This is a genomic window from Phreatobacter sp. GW821-FHT04C01, assembly GCF_059420385.1.
In genome coordinates this window covers 1-25,556 of the sequence record NZ_JBWKTP010000007.1, presented here as the reverse complement: position 1 = coordinate 25,556, position 25,556 = coordinate 1, and the positions used below count along the sequence as shown (strand labels likewise).

22 protein-coding genes are annotated in these 25,556 nt (G+C 67.0%); 8 read left to right on the top strand and 14 right to left on the bottom strand.

What is annotated here, in order from left to right; genetic code table 11:
* Positions 1 to 129: 129 nt before the first annotated feature.
* The 3 genes from AC07WJ_RS24260 to AC07WJ_RS24250 all read right to left on the bottom strand — a co-directional run bounded on the left by AC07WJ_RS24260 (position 130) and on the right by AC07WJ_RS24250 (position 3,300).
* Positions 130 to 981 (bottom strand): SDR family oxidoreductase, encoded by an 852-nt coding sequence (locus AC07WJ_RS24260; protein WP_494937243.1) that lies wholly within the window; start codon positions 979 to 981, stop codon positions 130 to 132.
* Positions 982 to 1,032: 51 nt separating this feature from the next.
* On the bottom strand, positions 1,033 to 2,334 hold the full coding sequence (locus tag AC07WJ_RS24255; protein ID WP_494937242.1) for an amino acid deaminase: 1,302 nt from the start codon (positions 2,332 to 2,334) through the stop codon (positions 1,033 to 1,035).
* Positions 2,335 to 2,424: 90 nt separating this feature from the next.
* Positions 2,425 to 3,300: an SMP-30/gluconolactonase/LRE family protein gene (locus AC07WJ_RS24250; protein WP_494937536.1), complete on the bottom strand. Its 876-nt coding sequence runs from the start codon at positions 3,298 to 3,300 to the stop codon at positions 2,425 to 2,427.
* 637 nt (positions 3,301 to 3,937) lie between these two features.
* Here AC07WJ_RS24250 and AC07WJ_RS24245 point away from each other — a divergent pair.
* Positions 3,938 to 4,669: a GntR family transcriptional regulator gene (locus AC07WJ_RS24245; RefSeq protein WP_494937241.1), complete on the top strand. Its 732-nt coding sequence runs from the start codon at positions 3,938 to 3,940 to the stop codon at positions 4,667 to 4,669.
* 162 nt (positions 4,670 to 4,831) lie between these two features.
* Here AC07WJ_RS24245 and AC07WJ_RS24240 read toward each other — a convergent pair whose 3' ends face one another.
* From AC07WJ_RS24240 to AC07WJ_RS24225, 4 genes are read right to left on the bottom strand one after another with little or no spacing between them, the layout of a single operon-like run.
* Positions 4,832 to 6,721, bottom strand: coding sequence for an acetyl-CoA hydrolase/transferase C-terminal domain-containing protein (locus AC07WJ_RS24240; protein ID WP_494937240.1), 1,890 nt, complete (start codon positions 6,719 to 6,721; stop codon positions 4,832 to 4,834).
* Positions 6,718 to 8,832, bottom strand: coding sequence for a 3-hydroxyacyl-CoA dehydrogenase NAD-binding domain-containing protein (locus AC07WJ_RS24235; RefSeq protein ID WP_494937239.1), 2,115 nt, complete (start codon positions 8,830 to 8,832; stop codon positions 6,718 to 6,720). The genes AC07WJ_RS24240 and AC07WJ_RS24235 overlap by 4 nt, the downstream gene beginning before the upstream one ends.
* On the bottom strand, positions 8,832 to 10,154 hold the full coding sequence (locus AC07WJ_RS24230) for an acetyl-CoA C-acetyltransferase (protein ID WP_494937238.1): 1,323 nt from the start codon (positions 10,152 to 10,154) through the stop codon (positions 8,832 to 8,834). The genes AC07WJ_RS24235 and AC07WJ_RS24230 overlap by 1 nt, the downstream gene beginning before the upstream one ends.
* The gene (locus AC07WJ_RS24225; protein WP_494937237.1) at positions 10,151 to 12,442 is read right to left on the bottom strand and encodes an acyl-CoA dehydrogenase; all 2,292 of its coding nucleotides are present in this window, start codon (positions 12,440 to 12,442) and stop codon (positions 10,151 to 10,153) included. Before AC07WJ_RS24225 ends, AC07WJ_RS24230 begins: the two co-directional genes overlap by 4 nt.
* Before the next feature lie 283 nt (positions 12,443 to 12,725).
* Here AC07WJ_RS24225 and AC07WJ_RS24220 point away from each other — a divergent pair, with 283 nt between their 5' ends.
* Positions 12,726 to 14,606: a GGDEF domain-containing protein gene (locus tag AC07WJ_RS24220; RefSeq protein ID WP_494937236.1), complete on the top strand. Its 1,881-nt coding sequence runs from the start codon at positions 12,726 to 12,728 to the stop codon at positions 14,604 to 14,606.
* Positions 14,607 to 14,652: 46 nt separating this feature from the next.
* Here AC07WJ_RS24220 and AC07WJ_RS24215 read toward each other — a convergent pair whose 3' ends face one another.
* Positions 14,653 to 16,197, bottom strand: a complete 1,545-nt coding sequence (locus AC07WJ_RS24215) for a DHA2 family efflux MFS transporter permease subunit (RefSeq protein WP_494937235.1) — start codon at positions 16,195 to 16,197, stop codon at positions 14,653 to 14,655.
* Positions 16,190 to 17,419: an HlyD family secretion protein gene (locus AC07WJ_RS24210; RefSeq protein ID WP_494937234.1), complete on the bottom strand. Its 1,230-nt coding sequence runs from the start codon at positions 17,417 to 17,419 to the stop codon at positions 16,190 to 16,192. Before AC07WJ_RS24210 ends, AC07WJ_RS24215 begins: the two co-directional genes overlap by 8 nt.
* On the opposite strand from AC07WJ_RS24210, the gene AC07WJ_RS24205 reads away from it, so the two are divergent.
* The 4 genes from AC07WJ_RS24205 (at position 17,418) to AC07WJ_RS24190 (ending at position 19,321) form a co-directional block, all read left to right on the top strand.
* A complete protein-coding gene (locus AC07WJ_RS24205; protein WP_494937233.1) occupies positions 17,418 to 17,642 on the top strand; it encodes a hypothetical protein in 225 nt (74 codons plus the stop codon). The genes AC07WJ_RS24210 and AC07WJ_RS24205 overlap by 2 nt on opposite strands.
* 13 nt (positions 17,643 to 17,655) lie before the next feature.
* Entirely contained in the window at positions 17,656 to 18,561 is a 906-nt protein-coding gene (locus AC07WJ_RS24200; RefSeq protein ID WP_494937232.1) for a LysR family transcriptional regulator, read from the top strand.
* Positions 18,562 to 18,769: 208 nt separating this feature from the next.
* Entirely contained in the window at positions 18,770 to 18,994 is a 225-nt protein-coding gene (locus AC07WJ_RS24195) for a hypothetical protein (protein WP_494937231.1), read from the top strand.
* A gap of 102 nt (positions 18,995 to 19,096) precedes the next feature.
* On the top strand, positions 19,097 to 19,321 hold the full coding sequence (locus AC07WJ_RS24190) for a hypothetical protein (protein ID WP_494936124.1): 225 nt from the start codon (positions 19,097 to 19,099) through the stop codon (positions 19,319 to 19,321).
* Between the two features lie 308 nt (positions 19,322 to 19,629).
* Here the strand turns inward: AC07WJ_RS24190 and AC07WJ_RS24185 are convergent, their stop codons facing one another.
* Together AC07WJ_RS24185 and AC07WJ_RS24180 are read right to left on the bottom strand one after the other, a co-directional pair.
* A complete protein-coding gene (locus AC07WJ_RS24185; protein ID WP_494937230.1) occupies positions 19,630 to 19,836 on the bottom strand; it encodes a hypothetical protein in 207 nt (68 codons plus the stop codon).
* 181 nt (positions 19,837 to 20,017) lie between these two features.
* Complete coding sequence (locus AC07WJ_RS24180) at positions 20,018 to 20,953, bottom strand: alpha/beta fold hydrolase (protein ID WP_494937229.1); 936 nt, start codon at positions 20,951 to 20,953, stop codon at positions 20,018 to 20,020.
* A gap of 498 nt (positions 20,954 to 21,451) precedes the next feature.
* Here AC07WJ_RS24180 and AC07WJ_RS24175 point away from each other — a divergent pair, with 498 nt between their 5' ends.
* On the top strand, positions 21,452 to 22,021 hold the full coding sequence (locus tag AC07WJ_RS24175; RefSeq protein ID WP_494937228.1) for a DUF4337 family protein: 570 nt from the start codon (positions 21,452 to 21,454) through the stop codon (positions 22,019 to 22,021).
* Positions 22,022 to 22,028: 7 nt separating this feature from the next.
* Here AC07WJ_RS24175 and AC07WJ_RS24170 read toward each other — a convergent pair whose 3' ends face one another.
* Complete coding sequence (locus tag AC07WJ_RS24170; RefSeq protein WP_494937227.1) at positions 22,029 to 23,354, bottom strand: TadE/TadG family type IV pilus assembly protein; 1,326 nt, start codon at positions 23,352 to 23,354, stop codon at positions 22,029 to 22,031.
* A 449-nt stretch (positions 23,355 to 23,803) separates the two neighbouring features.
* Between AC07WJ_RS24170 and AC07WJ_RS24165 the strand changes: the two genes are divergently transcribed.
* Positions 23,804 to 24,370: a hypothetical protein gene (locus tag AC07WJ_RS24165; protein WP_494937226.1), complete on the top strand. Its 567-nt coding sequence runs from the start codon at positions 23,804 to 23,806 to the stop codon at positions 24,368 to 24,370.
* Between the two features lie 54 nt (positions 24,371 to 24,424).
* On the opposite strand, the gene AC07WJ_RS24160 is transcribed toward AC07WJ_RS24165, so the two are convergent.
* Positions 24,425 to 24,931: a peptide deformylase gene (locus AC07WJ_RS24160; protein ID WP_494937225.1), complete on the bottom strand. Its 507-nt coding sequence runs from the start codon at positions 24,929 to 24,931 to the stop codon at positions 24,425 to 24,427.
* A gap of 176 nt (positions 24,932 to 25,107) precedes the next feature.
* On the bottom strand, positions 25,108 to 25,386 hold the full coding sequence (locus AC07WJ_RS24155; protein WP_494937224.1) for a DUF6489 family protein: 279 nt from the start codon (positions 25,384 to 25,386) through the stop codon (positions 25,108 to 25,110).
* Between the last annotated feature and the right edge of the window lie 170 nt (positions 25,387 to 25,556).

Here is a 25,556-nt window from a genome sequence, read left to right as displayed (position 1 = left end):
GAGATTGTCAAGAAATCATATATCAAAATTGATGTCTATATCGGTGACATCAAAAATGTCATTTTTGATATATCATTTTGTGACGACCGACCCGAGGCATCACCCCGGCCGTCATCGGCACCACCCCGGTCAATCCCGGACGACCGGCACGGCCGCCCTGGCGCCATCAGCCAGACCCGCGCGGCGCGCGGCAAGCCGCTCCCGGCCGATGACCTCGTTGCGCTCGACCAGCGCTTTCAGGCTGCGCGGATTGGTGCCGACGCGGCGCACCACCTTGCCCCGCTCCGGCGGCATGAACACCTCGACGGTCTTCGCCTTGACCGCCTTCAGGATCACTTCGGCCACATGCTCCGGCGTCATGGAGGGCCCGGCGAATGCCAGCGCCATGGCATCGTCCTCGGCCTCCTTGTCCAGCATCGGCGTCTCCGTCGAGCTCGGATGAATGATCGAAAAGGCGACCGGCCCGTCGCGTTCCTCCAGCGCCATGCCGTGATGGAACGCCCGAAGCGCGTGCTTGGCCGCGGCATAGCTCGCGATGCCTGGAAACGGCAGGAAGGCCGTCATGCTGCAGACGGTCACGAGATGCCCGAAGCCCTGCCGCTTGAAGCGCGGAAGCGCGGTGAGCATGCCGATCAACGGCCCCATGAAATTGGTCGCCAGCGTGTGCTCGTGCTTCTCGACCGGCACGTCGCGGGCATAACCCGTATGCACCACCGCGGCATTGTTGATCAGAACGTCGAGGCGGCCGAAGCGCGTCCAGACCTCGTCCAGGACCGCCTGCCACTGCGCCTCCACGCAAATGTCGAGATGCATCGCCACGGCGGCGGGACCGAGCCTGTCCGCGACGGCGCTCGCGCCGGTGTCGTTGATATCGGCGACCACCACTCTGTGGCCGAGCGACACGGCGAGCTTCGCGGTGGCGGCGCCAATGCCGCTGGCGGCGCCGGTGATCAGATAGACCTTCGACTTTTCGGGTTTCATGATGTTGTTCCTGGGCTGCATAGGGCTTTTCGGCGCCGGCAGGCCGCGTTGCTAGAAGTAGGTCCGGATCGAGGCCGCCACCCGGTAGCCCTCGTCGACGAGATGGATGATCCGCCACTTGTCGAAGGTCAGGCAGGGATGGGAGATGCCGAAGGCCACCATGTCGCCGACCGCGAGCGGCGAGTCCGCGGGGATCGCCATGTGGCAATGCTGGTCGTTGAGGCGCTGCACCTCATGGCCCGGCGGCACGGGAACCGGCCGGGCCATGCCGCCGCCCGGCCGAAACCACGACAGCGCCAGCGGCGGGTCGTCATAAGAGGTATCCCGCTTGCCGAAACCGAGAATGGCCTTTGTCGGCTCCGGCCTGGACTGGACATAGGCCCAGATCTCGAGCGCCGGCCGAAGCCCGCCGCCGGCCGCCGCGAGGCCCGGATTGCGAGCGCGCAGGGCTTCGAAGGCCCGCACATACATGTGGGAATCGTGGGTGATGTAGCAGCCGGAGCGCAGCAGGACGACGGTCGGGCGATCGAGCTTCGCCGCCGAGAGCCTGGCGACCACGAGATCATAAAACGATGATCCGCCAGCGCTCAGAATGACCGTTTCGGTGGAGAACAGGCCATCCCGCGCGCAGCGCTCGGCAAGGGTCACCAGATCGTCCAGAAAGCCACCGACCAGGGCCGCCGCCTTCTCCGGCGTTTCGCCGCGCAAGAGCCCTTCGAACCCCTCGACCCCGCTCAGCGCGACGGCGTCGGTGCGACTGACGAAGGAAGCCAGAGAGACGGCCTCCTCGATCGTCCGGCAGCCGGTCCGGCCGCCGGCGTAACCCAATTCCACCAGGAGATTCACCGGACGCTTCAGTCCGAGACGCGTCGCCGCGGCGGCGATCGCCGCCGCATTCGCCGCCGAGTCGACCAGGCAATAGAACTCGAAATCGTTATCGTCCCGCAGCTCGCCCAGCACATAGTCGATCGCCGAGCGACCGACGAGCTGGTTGGCCAGGAAGATCCGCCTGTAGCCGAATTTGCGGGCGACCTGCACCTGATGGGCGGTGGACAGGGTGATGCCCCAGGCGCCGTCGTCGATCTGCAGGTCGAACAGAGCCGGGCTCATGGTGGTCTTGCCGTGCGGCGCGATGCTCGCCCCGCCGCCAGCCAGGAAATCGCGCATCCATTCGCTGTTGTGCCTGAGCGCCGCCTCCTTGATCACCGCGACGGGAAGCGGCAGATCCTCGCGGAGCAAATGCCAGTCCTGGGCGCCGACCGCGGCGAGCGGCAGCGGCCGCTTCAGCCCGGGAATGCCCTTCTCGCCGAGCTCGAGCGCGGCTTCATTTCGATGGCCTGGAGCAGCGTCCATGTCCGGAGTCCCCTGTTCATTGGCGGCGGGAGGCGCCTCGGCCCGCCCGTGACGCTCTCATTCTACGACATATCGTATATCAAAAGGCCTCTATTCGACCAGCGGACGGACCGGCAGCTCGCCGCCGACCCACCCGCGCGGCTCGCCGAAGCGATCGACCGCGACGCCCGGCACCTCCGAGCGGAAGGCAATAAGAGCGCCCGGCTCGTGGCGACCCGATCGGTCGGAAGCAAGCGATGTGACGTAGACGGTGCGCATGTCGGCGCCGCCGAAACAGGGCATGGTCGGCGCGGCGACCGGCAGCGCGATGCTTTCCATCAGGCCCCCGTCCGGCGCGATCCTGTTGATCCGGCCGGACGTGACGCCGGCACTCCAATAGATGCCGTGACGATCGACCGCGGCGCCGTCGGGAAGCCCCTGCTCTTCGGTCAGCGACACCAGGAGCCGGGCATTGGCGATCCCGCCCGACGCCACATCGAAATCGAAGGCTTTGACAAACGGCCCGCGGCTGTCGGCATGGTACATCGTCCGGCCGTCGGGGCTCCACGCCAGGCCATTGGAAACCTTGATGCCGTCGAGCACGCGCGAGCAGCCGCCGTCGGGCGTCACGCGATAGAGCGCCCCGGTCGGCGCGCGCGGCACGGAGTCATGCATGCTGCCGACCCAGAAGCAGCCGTCCGGCCCGACCTTGCCGTCGTTCAGCCGATTCATGCCCCGGTCGGGTTCGGGGTGAACCAGGAATTCGAGCCCACCCGAACCCGGATCGAAGAGATGCACCCCCGTCCGCAGCGCAACGACCAGACGGCCGTCATGCGCGAGACTGATGCTGCCGACCGAGGCCGGCATTGCGTAGGCCTGGACGCCGCGGGTCGACGGCGCCAGGCAAAAGATCGCCGGCGACAGCGTGTCGACGAACCAGAGGACACTGCGCGCCGCATCCCATACCGGGCTTTCACCGATCTCCATTCCGATCTCGGTCAAGACCTCGAACGTCACACCGGAATGCGCCACGCCGCCTTCCCGCTCGAACGACAAACCCATTTGCTGCCCCACACGACAAGCCAGAAGGCTGCCTCGCCCTTACCTGTCCTTTTTTGATATATCAAAATTCAAAATGATGTCGATACACATTCCCCGCCGATGCCATATGAATATTTGCTATGGCGAAATCGGCACGGCCTGGTCGCCCGAAAACGCGCGACAAACAAGAAGCCCGCGGGCTTACCAGGCCGGATCCTCCGCGAACACACCTCGATCATATTGTTGCTATTACTTATCTTTTTGCCAACGAAGCTTGCCCGAGAAAACCGATCCGGCGACGCGATCGCCCAAACGCCCAAGCTAAAAATTTCGGCGGAACAGGCAATGCGCTCGCGTTTGACCGGGCTATTTCTCCGATATATCGTCGATCAAAATTCGCACTCGGTCGGCGAGTGCCTTGACGGCACGCGCTCGCGCCAAAGATCGGCCCTGCCTCCCCGGGCGGCGGTCGCGCCGTCGCGATCGAACCAGGCGCCGTCCGCGCGGCAACGCAATTCATTATCGGCAGACGCGCTATCTTCATCTAACACTCGAGGCGCCGCCGGCCGAAGCAGGATCCAGCATGAGCACCAAGCAGCCAGACGTTTCCATGGAAGAGCCGCTCGGCGCCGTCAGGGACAGCCTTTCCGAGAAGATCTACAGCCGCCTGCGCCTGGCGCTGATGACCGGCGTCTACGAATCCGGCGACCGGCTCAATATCCGCGGCCTGGCGGCGAGCTACGAGACCTCTCCGACACCGGTCCGCGAAGCGATCATGCAGCTGGTGCGCGAAGGCGCGCTGGAGCTGCGGCTCGGCCACCAGCCGCGGGTGCCGGTGCTGACCATTCCACATTACATCAAGATCCGCGAGGCGCGCGTGCCGCTCGAACGGCTGGCGGCGGAGCTGGCCGCGGTCAATATCACCGATGCCGTGCTGGACGACCTGAGAGCGGCACACCAGCGCTTCGTTCAATCCGAACAGGAGGCGAAATGGAAGGAGGCGCTGGCCGCCAACCAGGCCTTCCATTTCACCATCTACAGGACCTCGGACAACGAGGTCCTGGTTCGCATCATCGAGAACCTCTGGCTGCTCGCCGGGCCCTTCGTCAACAATCAATACCCCCAGGTTCGCCGCGCCCATTCGGAGGTGCATCCGCACCTGCTGATCATCGATGCGCTGAGCCGCAAATCGCCGAGCGAAGCCGGCGAACTGGCCGTGCGGGATCTGCGCGAAGGATCCTACCTGATCCTCGAAAACCTGAAGAAGGCCGATGCCGAGGCGACGCCCACCCGCCGCAAGAAGCGCGAAAAATAGCGGCGCCGGTCGATGCCGGCGTGGCGGGAACCGCCCGGCCGACCGCCCCCGGCGCGTGCCGCACTGGGCGCGCCCGTCGTTTCGACGGCCGTCGCGTGTGATCGCCGCCGACTGATGCGTCGCATCATGGCGAGCCGGCCGGCTTGCCTTTGGCACGATCCGTCAATCGGCGGCCATCACACGCTCGGCATCGACCTCGGCGAGCGCCCAGCGCAGGACACGCCGGGACAGGCGCTCGGACAATGTCCCGGGGGCCTCCAGCCCCATGCGGCGGAGCTCCGGGTCGTAGCGGCCGTTCATGCCGCCGGTTTCCAGCGACGACAGCACCACGCTTGCCTTCGACCAGGGATCGCTGGTGCGGTCGCGCAGCAGCGCCAGGGCCGGCAGCAGGCGCTGTTCCTCGGCGGTGAAGCTGGTGCCGAAGGGATAGGCCTGGCAATAGCCGCGAGCCTTGGCCACCCGCAGCGCCTCGCCGATCCGCTGCGCCGAATTGGCCTGCTTCGCCGCCGGCAGCTTGAAGCCGGCCTCGACCTTCTTGCCGTCGCGCGCCTCCTTGGCGAGCCGATCCTGGAACCGGCTGTCGGCGATTGACAGCATCGCGACGATACAATCGCGGTCGGATTGGCCGCGCAGGTCGGCGACGCCGTATTCGGTCACCACCATGTCGCGCAAATGGCGGGGAATGGTGGTGTGGTCCGAGTTCCAGAGGAGCCGGCTCTCGCTCTCGCCATGGGCGCGGCGCGCCGCGTTCAGCGTGATGATCGAGCGTGCGCCGTCGAGCGCAAAGGCCTGGGCGACGAAATTGTACTGGCCGCCGACGCCCGACACGACGCGGCCGGTGCCGAGGCCGTCGGAGACCACGTCGCCGAGCAGCGTCACCATCATCCCGCTGTTGACGAAACGGGCGTGGACGCGGTCACGGCGCTTGGCGGCCTCGTCGCCATAAAGCGCGTTGACGAAGGAGATCGGCCGCATCTGGAACAGGTCGCGCTCGGCCTCGGGCAGGTCGCGCAGGAAGCGGTAGAATTCCTCGCTGCCGACGAAGAAGCCGGCATGCAGCAAGGCGCCGTCGGCGGCGCGGCGCTTGAGAATGCCCTCGCGGTAGAGTGCGGCGAAACCGTCGACGAACATTTCGCTGGTGGCGTAGAGCCCCTGCTCGAACCGGCCGGTCTCGCGCGGCACGGACGTGGCGCCGCCATCGAGCCGTTGCAGGGTTTCGGCGAACAGGACGGGATCGCGATGGCGCATCACGAGCGCCGCGGTCACGGCATCGCCGAGCGAGCCGATGCCGATCTGCAAGGTGCCGCCATCCTTGACCAGGCTCGCCGCATGGATGCCGATGGCATGGTCGGCCTCCGAGACCGGTTCCTTGGGCGGCGCGAACAGGCGCGGCTCCGCGCCCGGCGTCTCCAGGACGTGGCTGAATTCGCTCGCCGGCAAGACCGCCTCGCCGCCCATGAACGGCAAGGCGGAATTGACCTCGCCGACCAGCAGGAACCGGCGGGGGCTCGCCCGCAGCTTCGGCAGCAGGTCGAGGGTGGTGTCGCTGTTGCAGGCGAGGCTGTAGCGGGCCTCAACCCCCTCGCCGCGCCTGGCGACGAGTTGGGCGATGACATTGACGCCACGGTCGAACAGATAGCCCGCCGCATGGGTGTAGTTCGCGCTGATATAGGCCTGCTGCGTCGCCGGCACGTCGAGCCAGCGGCCGGCCTGCAGGAAGAACTCGCTCACCGTCACATTGTCGGGCAGGCCGCCGCCGCGCAGGGCCGCGGCATAGGCCGGCACATGATAGCCCTCGAACAGCCGTTGGTTCAGCGGTTCGACAAAGCGCCTCTCCATGTCCGACGACCAGCCCGGCGGCTCCAGCGTCAGGGCGGTGAAGATGTCGAGACGGATCGACCGGTCCGCCGCGGCGCGGGCATAAAGCGCGTCGGCGATCCGGATCGCCTTGCCGAGCCCGAGCGGCAGACCGAGCATGATCCGGCCGTTCAGCGCCTCGATGATGCGGTCGGCGACGTCGCGGGCCTGGCTATGGATTTCGGGCTGGCTCATGCCTGGACGGGGGCCTCGCCGGCCAAAGCCTGCCAGCCCTCGTCGGGCCGGAACCGGGCGCCATGACGCGCCTCGAGGCGGCTGCAGGTGGCGATGATGTCGGCGATGCCACGCTCCCTGGCATAGTGGATCGGGCCGCCCCGGAAAGGTGCGAACCCGGTGGCGAAGATCATCGCCCCGTCGAGGGTGTCGGCATCCGCCACCACGCCTTCGCGCAACAGCCTGGCGCAGGTGTTGAGCATGGGCATGACGAGCCGATCGGCCATGTCGGGGTCCGGTGCCGGCGCGTCCTTCTTCACCGGCTTGCCCTTGGCGTCGTAGTCATAGAGGCCCTTGCCGGTCTTGCGGCCGAGCTCGCCCCTCTCGACCATCTGGCGCAGCCAGCCGGGAATGGCGGGCATCGGATCCGGCAGCGCGCCCTTGAGCATTTCGGCGACGTGCAGCCCGATATCGAGACCAACCTGGTCGGCCAGTTCGAGCGGCCCCATGGGCATGCCGAAATCGACCGCCGCCTGGTCGATGGTTTCCCTTGCGATCCCCTCGTCGATCATGACGAAGGCCTCGACCAGATAGGGCGTCAGGGCGCGATTGACCAGGAAGCCGGGCGAACTCCTGACCGGTGCCGGCAGCCGTTCGATCCGGCCGCAAAAGGCACGCGCGCGGGCAAGTGTCGCTTCGCTCGCCTGGTCATGGGCCACCACCTCGACCAACTCCATCCGGGTCACCGGATTGAAGAAGTGGATGCCGACGAAGCGCTCGGGAAAAGGCAGGCCCTCGCGCAGGATCTCCAGCGGAATGCTCGACGTATTGGTCGCCAGGATCGCGCCCGGCTTCATCCGTGGCGCCAGGCCGGCGAAGACCTTGCGCTTCACCTCCGGGTTTTCGGCGATCGCCTCGATGACGAGGTCGGCCTCAGCCACGCCGTCGCCGCCGAGATCCGGGACGAGCCGGTCCAGCGCGTCGCGCCGTTCGATGCCGGAATGGAGCCGCTTGTCGTAGAAGGACGAGGCCCGGCCAACCGCCTTCGCCAGTGCCTTGCGGTCGAGATCGGCGAGCGTGACGGTCAGCCCGCGGGCCGCGCACCAGGCCGCGATGTCGCCGCCCATGGTGCCGGCGCCAATGACATGGACATGCTTGATGAGGCTCTCGCCCTTGCCGAGGCCTTTCAGCGCTTCGCGCAGGAAAAAGACGCGGATCAGGTTCTGGGCGGTCTTGCCGGCGAGCAGTTCGGAGAAGGAGCGGATTTCGGCCGGCTGCATGGCCTTCTTGTCGCTGCCATGCTCCTCCCACAAGGCGATCAGCCGATGCGGCGCCGGATAGTGCCGCTCGGGCGCCCGCTTCTCGGCTTCCACGCGCATCTTCTTGCCGACGAAGCGGCGCACCGGCGCCAGGGCGTAAGCCGCGCTGGTCCAATTGCGGCGCGCCGGTTTCAGGCTGCCCGATATCGCCGCGCCGACCACGCTCGCCACGTGGCGCTCCTCGACCACCGCATCGACCAGGCCGAGCCGCCGGGCCTTGGCGGCATGGGCCGACGCGCCGGTCAGCATCATGGTCATGGCCTCGACCGGATCGATCAGCGTGGTCAGGCGGAAGGTTCCGCCGAGGCCCGGATGCAGGCCGAGCAAGACCTCGGGAAAGCCGAGCTTGGCGCCGTCGACGGCGATACGGTAGCGGCAGGCGAGCGCCAGTTCCAGGCCGCCGCCGAGGCAGTGGCCGTGAATGACCGCAACCGTCGGGATCCGCAGCGACGCCAGTCGATCGACGATCTCATGCGCCCGGCGCATCCGCGTCTCGACCTCGGCGGCATCGGCGACACCGCGGAAATCCCTGATATCGGCGCCGGCGACGAAGCCGCCCGGCTTGGCCGAGCGCAGGACGAGGCCACGGACGCCGAGACCGGCGATATCGGCCAGAAGGATGTCCAGTTCCTGCATCACCGCTTCGGACAGGCTATTGGCGCTCTCGCCCGCCCGGTCGATGATCAGCCAGGCGATGCCGTCGTCGCCCTTGTTCAGCCGCCAATGGGTCAGGCTCTTCACGAGCGTGACCGGCCCCAGTTCCATTTCCCGATCGGCCATGACGCCGCGAACCGGCACGGACTTGTCGCGCATCATGCCACCTCCAGCAGCATGGCGCCGCCCTGCCCGCCGCCGATACATTCGGTCGCGATGCCGCGTTTCACGCCGCGCCGCCGGAGCGTGTTGGCGAGATGCAGCACGATGCGATTGCCGCTGGTGCCGACGGGATGGCCGAGGCTGATGGCGCCGCCGTCAACATTGAGCCGGTCCTGCTCGACCCGGCCGAAGGGCGCGTCGAGCCCGAGCACGTCGCGGCAGAAGCGCGCATCGTCCCAGGCGGCCAGACAGCCGAGCACCTGGGCAGCGAAGGCCTCGTTGAGCTCCCAGACATCGATATCGGCCCGCCCGAGGCCGTGGCGCTGCATCAGCGGCGTCGACGACAGCACGGGTCCAAGCCCCATGATGGCGGGATCCAGCGCCGCCCATTCGCTGTCGACAATGCGGACCAGGGGTTTCAGCCTGTGCTTTTCGACCGCCGCCTCGGAAGCGAGGATCACCCAGGAGGCACCATCGGTGATCTGCGAGGAATTGCCGGCGGTGACCTTGCCATAGGGACGCTCGAAAACCGGCTTCAGGGCGCCGAGCTTTTCCAGCGAGGTGTCGGGCCTGACGCCGTCGTCCTTGTCGAACAGGCTGCCGTCGCGCGCCACCGCCGGGATCACCTCGCCGTCGAGCTCGCCGGTCTCCTGGGCGCGCGCGAGCCGGCGATGGCTCTCCAGCGCATAGGCATCGGCCGCCGCGCGCGAAATGCCGAAGAGATGACCGACGACTTCCGCCGTCTGCCCCATGTTCAGTTCGGTGATGGGATCGGTCAGGCCGCGTTCGAGCCCGATCACCGGCTTGAGGAAGCCGGGACGCAGGCCGCCGAGCGCAGCAAGCTTCTGCCAGGTCGAGCGGGCGCCGGCGAAACGGCCGAACCATTCGACCGCCTCGCGCCGCAGCACCAGCGGCGCATGGCTGAGCGCCTCGGCCCCGCCGGCCAGGATCAGGTCGGCCTTGCCGGCCTCGATGGTGCGGAAGGCGGTATCGATCGACTGCATGCCCGAGCCGCAATTGATCTGCACGGTGAAGGCGGTCATGGCCTCGCCCATGCCGAGCCGCAGCGCCGCCACCCGGGCCGGGTTCATCTCGTCGGCAATGACATTGACGCAGCCGAGAATGACGGTGTCGAAGGCGTCGGGCGAGAACGGCTGGCGCAGCAGCAAGGGCCGGCCGCATTGAACCGCGAGATCGACCGGGGTGAACGGCCCGGGCTTGCCGCGCGCCCTGAGGAACGGCGTGCGCGCGCCGTCGACCAGATAGACCGGCCGGCCGCCGCCGCGCGCCGCCGGTGCCGCAACATCCGCCATGGTCATTCAGCCGCCTCGCGCCTGCCCATCGCCAAGGCGCCGGTCCCTGGAGCCTGGGGCCGGTGGTGCTGCGCCGCGAGGGGCGAGACATCGTCCATGGGAAACGCGTCGACTGCAACCACGCGATCGACCGCCTGCTTGAGGCGGGCCAATTGGTCGCGCTCGCTATCCGAGATGAGGCCGCGCCGGTACGCCTCGCCGGGATCCCGGACCTTCGCCGCGCGCAGCTTCTTGTCGACCGGCTCGGCCGCGACGATCAGCCGGAACGCCTCCTCGAGATGGGCGAGCGGATGGTCGGGCCGTCCCTCCCCGCCATAGAGACCCGGCGTCAGGCGGTCGCGCTGCGCCGACGGCGTGAGCAGGATTTCGGCGACCTGGTTGGCGAGCCGATCGGACGGCTCACGGCGCGGCACGCCAAAGGGAAAGGCGATGAAGCCGACGAGGTGGGCGGCTGCGCGGGAGGGCAGGTTCGCGAGGACGCCCTGGAACGCCGCCCCCAGACGATCGGCGCCCTGGGCCATGATGTAGTCGACGATCGGCTGGTCCTCCGCCATCCGTCCCTCGTCCTCGAAGCGCTTCAGCGCCGCGCCGAGCAGATAGAGTTCCGCCAGGATGTCGCCGAGCCGCGCCGACAGCATTTCCTTGCGCTTGAGATCGCCGCCGAGCGTCAGAAGGGCGATGTCGGAGACAAGCGCGAAGGCGGCGGCATGGCGCGACAGTATTTGCCAATGATGCGGCAGCCCGACGCCTGCGGGCGCCGGGGCGAAACGGCCGCCGGTCCAGCCGCGGCCGAAGGCCCGGAAGGCGTTCTTGACCGCATGGCCGGCATGGGCCCAGAAGCTCTCGTCGAAGGCCTCAAGCCCCCTGGCTTTGTCCGGTTCCGCCAGCGCCAGCATTTCCTTCAGCATGAAGGGGTGCGAGCGGATCGCGCCCTGGCCGAAGATCATCAGGTTACGGGTCAGGATATTGGCGCCCTCCACGGTGATGCCGATCGGCACCGAGCGGTAGAGCCCGCCGAGATAATTCCGGGGACCGTCGATGATCGCCTTGCCGCCATGGATGTCCATGGCCTTCTCGACCGAACGGCGCATGCGCTCGGTGGCGTGGTATTTCATGATGGCCGAGATGACCGAGGGCTTGTGGCCCTGGTCGAGGGCGGCAACGGTCAGCCGGCGCGCGGCATCGAGCAGATAGGCATTGGCGGCGAGATCGGCGAGTTGCAGCCGAATGCCCTCGAACAGGCCGATCGGCACGTGGAACTGGCTGCGGATCCGGGCATAGGCGCCGGTGGCCCGCGCGCACATCGCCGCCCCCGCCGCCGATTGCGAGGGCAGCGAAATGCCGCGGCCGGCGGCGAGCGCCGTCATCAGCATCTTCCAGCCCTCGCCGACCTGCTGTTCGCCGCCGAGCACCCAGTCCATGGGAATGAAGACGTTTTCGCCCTGCAGCGGCCCGTTCTGGAAATGGGTCATCTGGGGCAGATGCCGCTCGCCATGGGAAACGCCGGGCGTGGCGGTCGGCAGCAAGGCCACGGTAATGCCGAGATCCTGGCCGCGGCCGAGCAGGTTCCGCGGATCCTCGAGCTTGAAGGCGAGGCCCATGACAGTCGCGACGGGCCCGAGCGTGATGTAGCGCTTGTGGAAATTCAGGCGGATGCCGAGCACCTCCCTGCCCTCGTGCAGGCCGTGCTCGACCACGCCGATATCGGTCATGGCGGCGGCGTCCGAGCCGGCATCCGCCGAGGTCAGGCCGAAGCAGGGAATTTCCGAACCCTCGGCAAGACGCGGCAGCCAGTAGCCGCGCTGCGCGTCGGTGCCGAAATGCATCAGCAGTTCGCCGAGGCCCAGCGAGTTCGGCACCATGACGGTGACGCCGGCCACCACGCTCGCCGACGACACAGTGCGCACCACCTCCGAATGCATCGTGTTGGAAAAGCCCAGGCCGCCATACCGTTTCGGGATGATCATGCCGAAAAAGCGCTGCTCGCGCATGAAGCGCCAGACCTCGGGCGGCAGGTCGCGGTCGCGCCAGGCGATGGTCCAGTCATCGACCATCCGGCAGAGCTCGCGCACCGGCCCGTCCATGAAGGCCTGTTCCTCCTCGGACAGCCGGGCCGGCGGCATGGCGACGAGCCTGGCCCAGTCCGGATTGCCGGTGAACAATTCGCCGTCCCACCAGACCGTGCCGGCCTCGATGGCGTCGCGTTCGGTCGCCGAAATCGCCGGCATGGCACGTGTCGCCCAGTTGAAGATGGGTCGGGAAAGCAGCTTCATCCGGATCGCGCGCAGGGTCATGGTCACCATCGTCGCATTTCGCCTGGACATGAAATGCACGACCGCGCGAAGGGTTCCCCCTGCGGCCCGCCGTCGGCCGGACGCAAAGGAAGCATCGGACCGGGGCCGTGATCGCTCCGGCGCGATCCAGGGAACGTTAACTAAACGATTTCACAGAAGCTTAGGGGCTGAACGGTAAAACCATACCCGATAATACCACTTGACGCCGGCACCGGCGCGATGGAAATAAAACGGGCTTTGAAAGAGACGAAAACTTCAATACTCCGAATATTATGAGAATATAATGATCAAAACATCCAAAAATATTGTCTCAATATTCGGAACTCTCTTCCGGTCGAAAGCCGACGCCGCGCCTGACGGCGGCCGTGGACAAGCTGACCACAGCCTTCATCTCAAGCTGTGGATCGGCACCGGCATCGTCACGATCTGCACGATCATCCTGGCCGCCGGCCTGCTCCTGCGGACCTATGACGACTTCATCACCGCCAGGCGCAACCTGCACGACCTCTCCGACTACCGGCTGCTCCTGGACGCCGCCAACCTGCTGTCGGCCGAGCGCGGCCCGAGCAACGACGTCCTGGGCGAACCGCCGACGAATGGCAGCGCGGCCCGGCAGCGCCTCGCGCGTTTTCGTGGCGCCAGCGACGCGGCGCTCGACCGGCTCGCCGATCATGCCGAGACGGAGCAGATCGCGGAACGCCACGTCCCGCCGGCGGTCCTGCAGGGGGTCCGGCAACAATTGATCCGCGCGCGCGGCGAGATCGATCGGCTCGGCAGCGTGCCGCTCGCCGAGCGCCAGCTGGCGGAGATCCAGGCCGCCATCGAGGGCATGTTCGCCGTGGTCGACCAGCTCCAGCCGGGCATCAGCTGGAAGGTCCAGCGCCTGGTCGAGCGCGACGCCCGCCTGGCGGGCCCCGTGATGACCGGCCAGATGCTCGGCGACCTGCGTGAATATGGCGGCCGGATCGCCTCGCAGATCATGGCGCCAATCGCCGCCCGCCAGCCGCTGGCACTCAACAACCTCATCGATTTCAGCCGGACCCGCGGCCGCCTGTTGCAATTGTGGCAGTTGATCGGGCGCCAGGACGATTTCGCTCTCGACGACCCGCGCCTGGCGGCCATCAGGCGCGATGCCGAGCGGCAGTTTTTCGGCGACGGGCTCGCCATCCTTGCCGGCCTCGTCCAGGAGGGCCGCGGCTCGGGCAATTATTCGATGACGCCCGCCGAGCTGACCGCCCTTTTCGTGCCGACGCTGCAACCGCTGGAGAAGCTGCGCGGCGGCTTTCTCGACATGACGATCGAGCGGGTTACGGTCGATCGCGACCGTGCCCTGCGCATCCTGGCGGCGGCGGCCGGCCTGACCCTGGCCATCCTGGCGATCCTCGCCGGCCTGATCGTTTCGGCGCAGCGCTTCGTGTTCAGGCCGCTGCTGCAGGCCCGGGACATGGTGATCGCGCTGGCCGACGATCGCGACGTCGCACCGTCGGCGGCGGCCTCGCGCGCCCGGGAAATGACCCGCCTGTTCGACGCGATCGCGGTTCTGCGCGGCAAATTGCGCGAACGCGCAGCCCTCACGGACCAGCTCAAGCTGCTCGCCGAAACCGACGGCCTGACCGGGCTCCTGAACCGCGGCGCGCTCGAAAGGATCGGCGAAACCGATGCCGCGCACCGGGGCCTCGCCAGCGAGGTCTGCATGATCCTCATGGACATCGATCATTTCAAGCAGGTCAACGACCAGCATGGCCACCTGGTCGGCGACCAGGTGCTCATCGCGGTCGCCGATCTCGTGCGCTCGATCGTCGGTCCGGCCGATATCGTCGCTCGCTTCGGCGGCGAGGAGATCGCGATCGTGGTTCCCGGCCACGACATCAAGGCCGCCATCGACCTGGCGAAGCGAATGCGGCTCATCCTGCAGCAGCACGAAATGATCGTCACCAACGGCAAGCGCCTGTGCGTGACCGCCAGTTTCGGCGTCGCCAGGGGCATTCGCGGCGGCCATGCCTGGCACCACCTGATCGAGGCCGCCGACGACGCTCTCTATCGCGCGAAATCGGACGGCCGCAACCGCGTCCGCTGGGCGCCACCCGTGCTGCTGGCGGCCGTGCCGCAGGCGAGCGGCCTGTCGTCGCCGGCGAAGCAACCGCCGCGCGGCGCCCGTCTCTGAGGCACGGGTCCCGTCTCGCCACGCCGGCGCGGCGGCCCGCCGCCGCTCATTCGATCGCCAGGGAATGATCGGTCTCGGCGGGTTTCGCCGGCCGACGCAGCAGCAGCACCAGCGGCATGGCCGCCAGCGACAGGATCATCATCAGCTTGAAGTCGTCGATATAGCCGATGACGGTCGCCTGCAGCGTGACGATGCTGTCGAGCGCCGCCCGGCCGGCCGCCGTCACCGGGCTGAGCGCCTGGGCCACGACCGGCATCTGGAGCATGCGGTTATAGGGCGTCACATAGGCCGCGATATCGGCATGGTTGACCTGGACGTTCTGCACCAGCAGCGCCGAGACGATGGAAATGCCGACGCTGGAGCCGACATTGCGCGACAGATTGTAGAGACCGGTGCCGTCGCCGCGCTGTTCGGCCGGCAGCGTGGCGAAGGTCACGGTGGTCAGCGGCACGAACAGGAAGCCGAGACCCGCCCCCTGGATGAAACCGGTGGAGACGATCGTCCATTGCGACACCGCCGGGGTCCAACCGGTCATGTCGTACATGGCATAGGCGGTGAGGCCGAGGCCGGTGAGCAGCAGCAGGCGGATATCGACCTTGCCGATCAGCCGGCCGACCGCGAACATGCAGAGCATCGTGCCGAGCCCGCGTGGCCCCATGACCAGTCCGGCGGTGACGACCGGATAGCCCATCAGCGTCTGCAGGTAGGGCGTCATCAGCGCGAGCGAGGCGAGATAGGTGACGCCGACGATGAAGATGAACAGCATGCCCACCGAGAAGTTGCGATCAAGGAACAGCTTCGGGTTCACGAAGGGCTTGTCGGCGGTGAAGGTGTGCACCAGGAAGACGTAAGCCGCGGCAGCGGCCACCACGCTCTCCAGGATGATCTCGCCCGACGAGAACCAGTTGAGCTGCTCGCCCCGATCGAGCGCCAGCTGGAGGGCGGCGATGCACAGGCTGAGCGCGCCGAAGCCCAGCCAGTCGAGCCTGGCACCGAGATTGGTCTTCGTCTCGGTCACGAAGGCCGAGACGCCGGCGAGCGCCAAAGCACCGATCGGCAGGTTGATATAGAACACCCAGCGCCAGCTGACATGGTCGGTCAGCCAGCCACCGATCACCGGGCCGAGCACCGGGCCGACCATCACCGAGACGCCGAACAGCGCCATGGCCGAGCCGCGCTCCTCGGGGGTGTAGATGTCGAGCAGGATGGATTGCGACAGCGGCACCAGCGCCGCGCCGAAAAAACCCTGGAGCAGACGGAAACCGACGATCTCGACCAGCGACTGCGCCAGGCCGCAGAGGATCGAGGCGATGACGAAACCAACGATCGCGACCATCAGGATGCGCTTGCGGCCGAAGCGGGTGGCGAGATAGCCAGACGGCGGCGTCATGATCGCGGCCGCGACGATATAGGAGGTCAGCACCCAGTTGATCTGGTCGGCGCTCGCCGAGACGCTGCCCTGGATATAGGGCAGCGCGACATTGGCGATGGTGGTGTCGAGCGCCTGCATGATCACCGCCAGGATGACGCAGGCCGTGATCGCCCCGCGATTGGCGATCGTCGGCGCAGCGGCCGTTGCCGCGTCACTCATGGCGGACCTCCGGCCGGCCCAGCAGGCGCGCCACCGCCTCGGGCAGGCCGCGCGGATGGCCGGTATCGACATCGACGGTGACGCTCATGCCGACCCGGAGCGGCGGGCTGCCGGCAGGCGTGTCGATACGCACCCGCATCGGGATGCGCTGCACCACCTTGACCCAGTTGCCGGTGGTGTTCTGCGCCGGCAGGAGCGAGAAGCTCGAGCCCGAAGCCGGACTGATGCTGTCGACCGTTCCCCGCCAGACCTGGCCCGGATAGGTGTCGACCGAGATGCTGGCCGGCTGACCGGGCCGGACATAGGTCAACTCGGTCTCCTTCGGCGAGGCCTGGATCCAGACATGATCGGTCGCGACAATGCTGAAGGCCGGCGTCGCCGCCGCCAGGTATTGGCCGACCTGCAGGGACGGCACATTGGTCACGGTGCCGGCGAAGGGCGCCTTGACCACCGCATGGGCCAGCTGCCGGGCGGCTTCGTCGCGCGCCGCGACCGCGTCCCGGTAGCGCGGATGCTGTTCGACGGGATCATCGGGCGCGCCGTTGAGGTTGGCCGCGATGCCGGCGAGCTGCTGCTTGAGCGAAGCGAGTTTCTGCTGCGCGGTCGCCAGGTTGTGATTGGCCTGGTCGAAGGTCGCCTGCGAGGCGACATTACGCTTGGCCAGTTCCTGCTGGCGCTCGAACTCGCGCTTGTAGAAGGCGATGTCGGTTTCGCCCTGGACGATCTGCTCCTGCATGTCGCGATAGCTCGCATGCAGCGCGACCAGGTCGTTCCTGATGATGCCGACCTGGGCCTCGGCGCGGGTCAGGCCCAGCCGCAACGGCAGATCGTCGAGCCGGAACAGCACGTCGCCGGCGGCGACCTGCTGGTTCTCCCGAACATCGATCTTCTGGACGATACCCGAGACATCGGTGGCGACCGCCAGGATCGCGGCCTGCACATAGGCGTTGTCGGTCGCCATCACCTGGCCGCCGGTGACATAGGCATAACCACCGGCGACAAGGGCAATCGGCAAAAGCGCGAACAGCAGCGGCCGAAGCAGCCGGCGGCGGCCTTTGGCTACACGCCCGGGAGGCGCGCCGGCGGGCACGATCGACGGCGCCGCCCTGTTGCGGCCGGTGGGCTCGGAGGCCGGCGGCGCCTCGGGTTCGGCCCCCGGGACCTTCGCGTGCGCCGCGTCGTCGGCCTTTGCCGGTCCGCCGAAGCCTGGGACGGGAGCCATGCGTTCTGCACTGCCCACCAAGGAGTTGGGTGTTCCATCTGCCACGGTTATAGTCCTGGTTGTTTTCCGGGGGCTGCGGACATCGATCAGATTGATCCTCGGATCGACGATCACCGGCCGACGGCCTCTCGATCTTGACCGTGGTTTCTGGAGCCGCGCTCTCACCAGAAAAATGGGCGAAAAAGCCGACTTCGGAATAGCTTTGTTTTTGATGGTCCGTTGAGCAGAATTCAGCAATGGAACGAAGCGACATCTCCGACCTGACGGTGTTCCTGGCGATCGCCGATAGCCTCAGTTTCCGGGTCGCGGCGGACCGGATGGGTGTGACCGCGTCGGCGCTCAGTCACACCGTCAGGCAATTGGAGGCGCGGCTCGGCGTCCGGCTGTTCAACCGGACGACCCGCAACGTCGCGCTGACCGAAGCGGGCGCGCGCCTGCGCGAGCGCCTCATGCCCGCCTTCGATGCGATATCCGGCGCGCTGCAGGACCTCGATGAGCGCCGCGAGCGGCCGCTCGGCCTGTTGCGGCTGTTCGTGCCGCAATTCGCCTCGATGGTGGCGCTGGCGCCGGTCTGGGTACGCTTCATGGCGACCTATCCCGATGTCAGGCTGGAGCTCGCGGTCGATCCCCGGATGTCCGATATCGTGGCCGAAGGCTTCGATGCCGGCATCGCGCCGCGGGCACGGGTCGCCGCCGACATGGTCGCCATCCGGGTCGTCGGGCCCCTGAAGCTGCTGGTCGTCGGCGCGCCGGCCTATCTGGCCGCCAACGGCACGCCCGAGCACCCGGACGATCTCGCCCATCACGACTGTATCCGGCAGCGCATGGCGCATGACCGCAAGATCTTCCCCTGGGCCTTCGCCAAGGATGGTTTCGCCCAGGAGGCGCCGGTATCCGGACGCCTGATCAGCGATGATGCCGACATTTCCATCCGTGCCGCCCTTGACGGGCTGGGGCTCGCCTATGTCTCCGAGGCCCGCGTGATGCCGCTCCTGCAGTCAGGCCAGCTGGTGCCGGTGCTCGCCGACTGGTGCCCGGATTTCGACGGCCTCTACATCTATTATCCCGGGCATCGTCATGTGCCCTCGGCCCTGCGCGCCCTGATCGACATGATCCGCGCACCCGAGCCCCGCCCGGCATAGATCGGCGTTTGCCGAAATTGCACTCATGCACAAATAAAATGACACTCATGCGATCGCGCATGCATTTTCTCAATTTCGTGATTGGCAAGTGAACGGCGGGGCGCCTATCTCAGTCCTGTCGGCGGCGGACACCTCCCGCCGGCACCGAAACAAACATCCCGGATCAGGCGTGTCCCTCCCACCACCGGGTTTTCCAATGGAGACTGTCATGAAGAAATTCATCCTCGCCGCCGCCCTGCTCGCCCCGCTTGGCCTCGCCGCTCCGGCCCTGGCCGACGATGCCGCCGGTTTCATCGAGACCCCCTCGGTCACCACCTATGCACCGGCCCAGCCGCGCGAGTTCACGGCGCGCTACAGCCATGTGTCGGGTGCCGACCAGAGCCTGATCAACCGCGAAGCGGTGCCGTCCTCGGCCTTCTCGTCGTCCAACTGATTTTGGTCGACCCAAGCGCCGACGCCCGTTTCGCCGACCTACCCGCCCACATTCCGGCCTGAGGCGTTCATCGCCAGCCGGACCACAAAAAAGAGACCTGTCATGAAGAAGTTCATCCTTGCCGCCGCCCTGCTCGCCCCGCTTGGCCTCGTCGCTCCGGCCCTGGCCGATGACGCCGCCGGCTTCGTCGAAACCCCTGCCGTTTCGACCTATGCGCCGGTTCAGCCGCGCGAGTTCACCGCTCGCTTCGCCCAGAACGGCCAGGCGACGGGCAGCCTGATCAACCGCGAGGCGGTGCCGTCCTCGGCTTTCTCTTCGTCGAACTAACCTGACGTGCATGCCGGCGGCAGCCGGTCCTACCCAAGATCAACGCCGGGGCTCCTCCACCCCGGCGTTTTTCGTTTGAAGACATGCTGGAAACGGCGCCGAACGCGTCGACGCATACAGCGTGCAGCGACGCCCGGATATATTTGCGCCAGCGCAATCATGACGCAAAACGGTCTCCGCCTGGGCTTCAGCGCTCAGAAATAGCGCCAGCGACAGACGCGGCCGTAGCCGTTCCACCAGCAGCGCCAGGCGAACCGCCGAGGCCGGACATAGTAGCGCCGGACCCAGTAGCGGCGGCGCACGACATACTATTGCATCTCGCGCGGCTCCGCCGCCGCACCGGGCGAGGCCAGGCTGCGGCGCATGGCGGCGACCGTACGGGACGTATCCGGCAAGGGAGGCGCTCCGGCCAGAGTTGAGCCGGCCAGAATTGAGCAGGCATGGGCATTCAGTGCGGTTGTGGCGACAATCAGGCCGCCACCCATGGCAGCCAGCAGCGAGCGACGCGCGAGCATTTCAAATCTCCAAGAGTTCGGCGGGGCATTGACGCCTCTCTTGGTAGTGCTGGCTGCCGGCGCGCAGAATTGTCGCGGATTGCGCGGTGTTGCGATGGCTTTCGAGCGCGAACGCGGCGCTCCTCCCGCCGCGCGCTGCAACCGCCCGAGGCGGCGGACAAAGGCCCTCGGGACCGAAGACTCAGGACGAGAAGAATGCCGCCAGTTCGGCGATCGTTTCGGCCGGCTGCTCTTCCTGGAGCGTATGACCGCAGTCGAAGGCGTGGCCGGTCACGTCGACGGCCTTTTCACGCCAGGTCTCGAGCACGTCATAGAGCGCGCCGACCGTGCCCTTGCCGCCCCAGATCGCCAGCAGCGGCACGCCGATGCGCGCCTGCGCGTCGGCGGCGTCGTGGACGAGGTCGATGGTCGCGGCGGCGCGGTAATCCTCGCAAATGGCATGGCGCGTCGCCGGATCCTGGTAGCAGCGCAGATATTCCGCGAAGACTGCCGGCTCGGTCGCGCCAGGCGTCTTGTTCTGGCCGTCGATATGTTTGCGCAGGAAGAATTCCGGATCCGCGCCGATCATCCGCTCGGGCAGCGGCGCCGGCTGGATCAGGAAAAACCACCAGAAATAGCGTGTCGCGAACTCCTTGTCGGTGCGGGCATACATGGTCGCGGTGGGCGCGATATCGATCACCGCGATGCGCGACACGGCGTCGGGATGGTCGAGCGCCAGGCGGTGGGCCACCCTGGCACCGCGATCGTGCCCCGCCAGCCCGAAACGGTCATGGCCGAGCTCCCGCATCAGCGCCACCTGGTCGGCGGCCATGCAACGCTTGGAATAGGCGACATGTCCCTCACCGCCCTCCGGCTTGCTGCTGTCGCCATAGCCGCGCAGGTCGGCGGCGACCACGGTGAAGCGTTCGGCCAGCGCCGGCGCCACCTTGCGCCAGGTCGCATGGGTCTGCGGATGGCCGTGCAGCAGGAGCAGCGGCGGCCCCTTGCCGCCGACCGCCGCGCGGATCGTGATGCCGGTCTCGACGGTGACGTCGATCAGCCGGAAGCCCGCGAGAAAGGGCGAGGCGCCGCGTTCGATGATGGTCGCCACACCCGAGGAAACCGTTCGTTCAGCCATGCGCTTTGATCCAGAGAAGCCCGTTCCGACGCGCCAAGGGTGTCGCAAAATCCCAAGGCCGTGTCGATGGCACCGGGGCCGGGAGCCGGGTTCTTCTTCCGGCTCGCCGCCTGCCTTTTCGCGACGCCCATCGGCGCCACAGCCACATCCGCGCATGCGACGGCATATCCGGTCGCGCCGAAGGCAATCGGCATCCGGCGAGCTTGCGCCGCGAAGGGCATCCGCCGCGCCGGTCGCCGGAGGCCGAGCAACATGTGGTTGCCGCCCCCCGCGCCTGTCGCCCGGCAACAGCAACACAGGCCAAGGCCGCCCGAGAAACGCGGATCTCCGTCCGGCATCGGGCCATGGTGCTTCTGCGTAGCTACGGCTTCGAAGCGACGCGATAGATTGGAGACTCATGATCAGTGCCCGACGGGCCCTGCCGAGAGAAGCGAAAACATCAAAACCGAGGGAGCGCAAACTGCTCCACTGCCGCCCGATACCTTACGAAAGGCTCGCATGATGGAAGAACTTCCGCATGAACATCTCGAGCATGCCGAAGAGGCCCATCATGCCGTCGAACAGGGCGACAGCTTCATGATGACGGTATCGGCGACGATCGCGGCACTGGCCGTCGTCGCGGCCATCATCGCGAGTTTCGAAACCGTCGAGACCAGCCATGCCATCGCGGACAAGAACGACGCCGTGCTGAAACAGGCCCAGGCGAGCGACCAATGGGCCTTCTACCAGGCCAAGAGCCTGAAGCAGAAGGTCCTGGAGATCGCAGCCATCACCTCCGCCGTGCGCACCGAGGAGTTTCGTCAGGAAGCCAAGCGACACGAAGACGAGAGCGCGGAGATCGCCAGGAAAGCCAGGGAGCTCGAGCAGGAGCGCGACGAAAAACTCGCCGCCGGCGCGGTGCACGAACGGCGGCACCAGCGCCTGACCTACGCGGCGACCTTCGTTCACGTCAGCATCGCGATCTGCACCATCGCGATCATCACGCGGGGCAAGCGCTGGCCCTGGTATGCGGCGATCGGCATGGGGCTGGTCGGCATCCTCGGCGCCGCGTCGACCTATCTGGTCTAGGCCCTGGTCAGCGCGTCAGCCGCGCACTCGCGACCGCCTTCTGGAACAGCGCCGCCATGGCGTCGGCGATGCCCTGGGTCGGGCTGACCTCGAAATAGAGCCCGGGCGATGCGCAATCCTGCATACGCGCCGGAATCTCGCTCTGAAACGGCTTGATCCAGCTGTTGTACCAGCTGTTGGTCGTCAGCGGCAGATAGGTCGTGTAGAGCACCGCGATGCGAATGCCGCGGTTCTTGATCGCCGTGCACGTCGCCGTGTTGATCGGCTCCTGGCAGCGTCCGCCGGTGGTCGGCTTCAGGCAGGTCGACGGATAATAGGCATCGGCGACGCCGTCCGAGACGAGGAGCAGGACCTTCTGCGGAGCACCGGCCGTCGCACCGTCTCCGGGCGTTGCGATCGTCAGATTGAGCGCCGAGAGGGTTCCGTCGAAATCGGTGCATTGGTCGTTGTTGTAGCCCTGGGAGGGAATGGTCATCAGATCGATGGCGCTCGCCTGGCTCTTGGCCGTCGCGAGGCTGGACGTGAGACTGGTGACGGTGGTGAAGCCCGGCGTCGCGCAGGACGCCCCGAAGGTGTAGATCGCCATGCGGAACTGGCCGGTCATGCGGACCGTCGCGGCGGCGGTATCCATCAATTGCTGGGTCGCCTGGCGAACCACGTCGATCCGCATGGTCACACCCGTCCTCTTGGCGAGAGCGTAGTAGTCGGTCGTCGAGCCGGTGATGTGACAGGCGAACCCGCATTTGTCCGGGGTATTGGCGACCATTGTCGCGACGTCGGCCGGGGTCGCTCCGACGCCCATGGATGGCGTGTTGTCCAGCAGGATATGGAAGTCGATGAAGGTCGGCAGCGTCGACGTGGCGGTCGACGTGCCGGTCATCGTAAAGGTGTCGACCCCGAGCAGACCGCCGAACGCCGTCTTGACCGTCGCCGAATAGGTGACGACCGACGACCTGCTCAGCCCCGTGTCGACGACGCTGATGTCGACGCTGTTGAGCTGAAACGTCGTTCTGCCGCTGAGATTGCCGGCGAATGAGTTCAAGCCGTTCTGCCGGGCAGCGGCCGTCGAGGGTAGCGTGCCGGAACTGGTGACCGCGGCCAGGGCCGCGACGTCGGCGGCGGCATCAAGCACCGCCTTGTCCCGGCTGGCATTGCTGAAATCGACCGCGGCTCCGACACTGGTCACCACGGGAATGACGGCGATCGCGAAGATGAGCGCGACGTTGCCCTGCGTCTGCCGCCTGAATTGGGCAATCGTCGCGCGCGCCTTGCGCAGAGCCGGGATTATCGGATCGACCCGCGGCCTTCCGGCATGCTTCAAAATCTCGAACATGTCGGTCGCCCCCGAAACAGGAGGCCGAGCCTTGGCGATCGGCACGTAAGGCCGTGTAAAATAAATCGGGTCAAACTTATCAATTCAAGAAAATCTGCAGTATACGAGCCGCGTCGCACCGCCTATCGAGCAATCCTATGTGATAATACATAGATCAATCACAACACTCCGGCGCAACACCTCTCACGACAACTTCACTCCCGCGTGCATCGTGCAATTCATCTCAACGCGAACGAGCAATGGGTGAGGTGCACCACCCCTCCCGGAAGCTCGCATGCAGGAGGAGCCGGCCGGCCGAGCACAGCCAAGACGATCGCCCCGCCGCTCGACCCAAACGACCATGCGATCGCGGGGTCACGCCGCGCAAAAATGTTGGGACTTCGGCTGGAATCTTCTACCATCGGCTTCCGCGACGGCCGTTCGACGTCGTTGACCGTGGGAGACGGCCCATGTGCACTCTCATGCATCGCCGGGCACTGGCCATCCTGGCCAGGTCCTATCGCCGACACGCCCCGATCATCCTTGCCGCTTTGCTCGCTCTTCTCGGCAATCCCGCGACGTCACTGGCGCGTGGCGGCGTCGGGCCCGACCCGCGCCTGGCCAGCCGACAGATCGAAGCGCTGCCCCAGGCGATCCGCCGCGACCTCGCGCCGCTGGAGCGCGCCTGCGGAGGCTTGAGGGCAGAGGCTCATTTCTCGCGGCATCTTTCGCCAAGCGGCGCGACGCAGCAGTTCATCGCGCTCCATTTCGACAATATCGGCTGCAGCAATCGCGGCGCCGTCTGCACGCCGGCCGGATGTATCCATCGGGTCTATGTTTCCTCGGGCTCCGGCTACCGGCTCGTCTTTGACGCCCGCGTCGAAGACCTGGAACTGACCATGATCGGCAGCACTCCGGCGATCAGGCTACAGTGCGCCGGCTTCGACCCGGACTGCACGCGCGTGCTCCGTTGGACCGGGTCCCGGTTCGAGGACCGGCATCCCCTGCCCGGCCGATCGCCGGCGCGGTCGCAGTAGGCGGGCGTCGGCGCGATGCCACCGCCGTCCCGGCCATCGCCATGAAGGGCTGCGTCAGATCCGTCCGTGCCGGCCGAGCTTGTCGAACCGCTTGATCACCCGCTCGCGTTTCAGCCGCGACAGCCGGTCGATCCAGAAGATACCGTCGAGCTGGTCGATTTCGTGCTGCAGGCAAGCGGCGAGAAAGCCATCGGCCTCGTCTTCGCGGGGCCGGCCGGCAAGATCCAGATAGCGCACTTTGATACGCGCCGGACGCTCGACCGCCTCGGTGACGCCGGGCATGGAGACGCTGCCCTCGTCATGAACCGCGGTCTCCGACGAAGCCCAGACGATCTCAGGGTCGACATAGGTCAGCGCTTCCGCCGTGAGCGCCAGCCGAATGACCACGACACGCTGCAAGGCGCCGATATGGGGGCCGGTCAGCCCGACCGCGGAAACCGCCGTCATCGTCTCGAGGATATCGCGCGCCAGCGCCCGCACGGCGTCGTCGACGATCCCGGCGGGCAGCGCCTTCAAGCGCAGCCGCGCATCGGGATAGGTGATCAGAGGTCGGGCCGGCAAAGCAGTCTCCATCGAACGCACCGACCGTTAGCCCATTCGCGCGCCGATGCGCCAGCCGGCACCGCGGCCGCCCCCGACGCGCGGTTTCGCGAATCGCGTCCGACGGTTGGGCCGGCCGGCTCAGGTTTCGATTCAGCCGGCGACCGGTCGCGGCGAGAGCGCCGCGATGGTGGTGGCTAGGCCTTGGGCTGGCCTTTGGACGAGCCCTGGTCGCGCGCCTCGCCGCCGCCCTGCGCGAACAGCTTGCCGAAGATCTGCGAAACCCATTCGGCATTCTGCGGCACGCCGGAGAACCAGGTCTTCATCAAGGCCTCCGGCGAAAAGCGCTCCACCTGGGCCATCATGCTCTTTTCCATCTCGGCCAGCATGGCGGCCTGCATCGGCTGCACGTCGGGAAGCCCCAGGAACTGCCGGGCCTCCAGAGGCGTGCAATCGATCTCGACGGTGACTTTCATGGCGGCGTTCCTCCTCGCGGCCTGCTTGCATGGCCAGACGGCACCATGAGCGGAATCCTTGCCGGATGACAGTCCCCGCTCCCCGAGGCGCGGCTACGGCATGCACATATCTCTGGAGAGGAAGTGCGGCGGATTGACTCGGGTGTGCGGCGGGGCTGGCCATTGCGGCT

Coding starts and splice junctions, on each gene's coding strand:
- AC07WJ_RS24235 (WP_494937239.1), bottom strand. CDS start 8,832: ATGCGCGACAAGTCCGTGCCGGTTCGCGGCGTCATGGCCGATCGGGAA.
- AC07WJ_RS24230 (WP_494937238.1), bottom strand. CDS start 10,154: ATGACCATGGCGGATGTTGCGGCACCGGCGGCGCGCGGCGGCGGCCGG.
- AC07WJ_RS24165 (WP_494937226.1), top strand. CDS start 23,804: ATGTGCACTCTCATGCATCGCCGGGCACTGGCCATCCTGGCCAGGTCC.
- AC07WJ_RS24180 (WP_494937229.1), bottom strand. CDS start 20,953: ATGGCTGAACGAACGGTTTCCTCGGGTGTGGCGACCATCATCGAACGC.
- AC07WJ_RS24260 (WP_494937243.1), bottom strand. CDS start 981: ATGAAACCCGAAAAGTCGAAGGTCTATCTGATCACCGGCGCCGCCAGC.
- AC07WJ_RS24185 (WP_494937230.1), bottom strand. CDS start 19,836: ATGCTCGCGCGTCGCTCGCTGCTGGCTGCCATGGGTGGCGGCCTGATT.
- AC07WJ_RS24220 (WP_494937236.1), top strand. CDS start 12,726: ATGATCAAAACATCCAAAAATATTGTCTCAATATTCGGAACTCTCTTC.
- AC07WJ_RS24195 (WP_494937231.1), top strand. CDS start 18,770: ATGAAGAAATTCATCCTCGCCGCCGCCCTGCTCGCCCCGCTTGGCCTC.
- AC07WJ_RS24240 (WP_494937240.1), bottom strand. CDS start 6,721: ATGAGCCAGCCCGAAATCCATAGCCAGGCCCGCGACGTCGCCGACCGC.
- AC07WJ_RS24210 (WP_494937234.1), bottom strand. CDS start 17,419: ATGGCTCCCGTCCCAGGCTTCGGCGGACCGGCAAAGGCCGACGACGCG.
- AC07WJ_RS24205 (WP_494937233.1), top strand. CDS start 17,418: ATGCGTTCTGCACTGCCCACCAAGGAGTTGGGTGTTCCATCTGCCACG.
- AC07WJ_RS24215 (WP_494937235.1), bottom strand. CDS start 16,197: ATGAGTGACGCGGCAACGGCCGCTGCGCCGACGATCGCCAATCGCGGG.
- AC07WJ_RS24250 (WP_494937536.1), bottom strand. CDS start 3,300: ATGGAGATCGGTGAAAGCCCGGTATGGGATGCGGCGCGCAGTGTCCTC.
- AC07WJ_RS24200 (WP_494937232.1), top strand. CDS start 17,656: ATGGAACGAAGCGACATCTCCGACCTGACGGTGTTCCTGGCGATCGCC.
- AC07WJ_RS24225 (WP_494937237.1), bottom strand. CDS start 12,442: ATGACCCTGCGCGCGATCCGGATGAAGCTGCTTTCCCGACCCATCTTC.
- AC07WJ_RS24190 (WP_494936124.1), top strand. CDS start 19,097: ATGAAGAAGTTCATCCTTGCCGCCGCCCTGCTCGCCCCGCTTGGCCTC.
- AC07WJ_RS24170 (WP_494937227.1), bottom strand. CDS start 23,354: ATGTTCGAGATTTTGAAGCATGCCGGAAGGCCGCGGGTCGATCCGATA.
- AC07WJ_RS24255 (WP_494937242.1), bottom strand. CDS start 2,334: ATGGACGCTGCTCCAGGCCATCGAAATGAAGCCGCGCTCGAGCTCGGC.
- AC07WJ_RS24245 (WP_494937241.1), top strand. CDS start 3,938: ATGAGCACCAAGCAGCCAGACGTTTCCATGGAAGAGCCGCTCGGCGCC.
- AC07WJ_RS24155 (WP_494937224.1), bottom strand. CDS start 25,386: ATGAAAGTCACCGTCGAGATCGATTGCACGCCTCTGGAGGCCCGGCAG.
- AC07WJ_RS24175 (WP_494937228.1), top strand. CDS start 21,452: ATGATGGAAGAACTTCCGCATGAACATCTCGAGCATGCCGAAGAGGCC.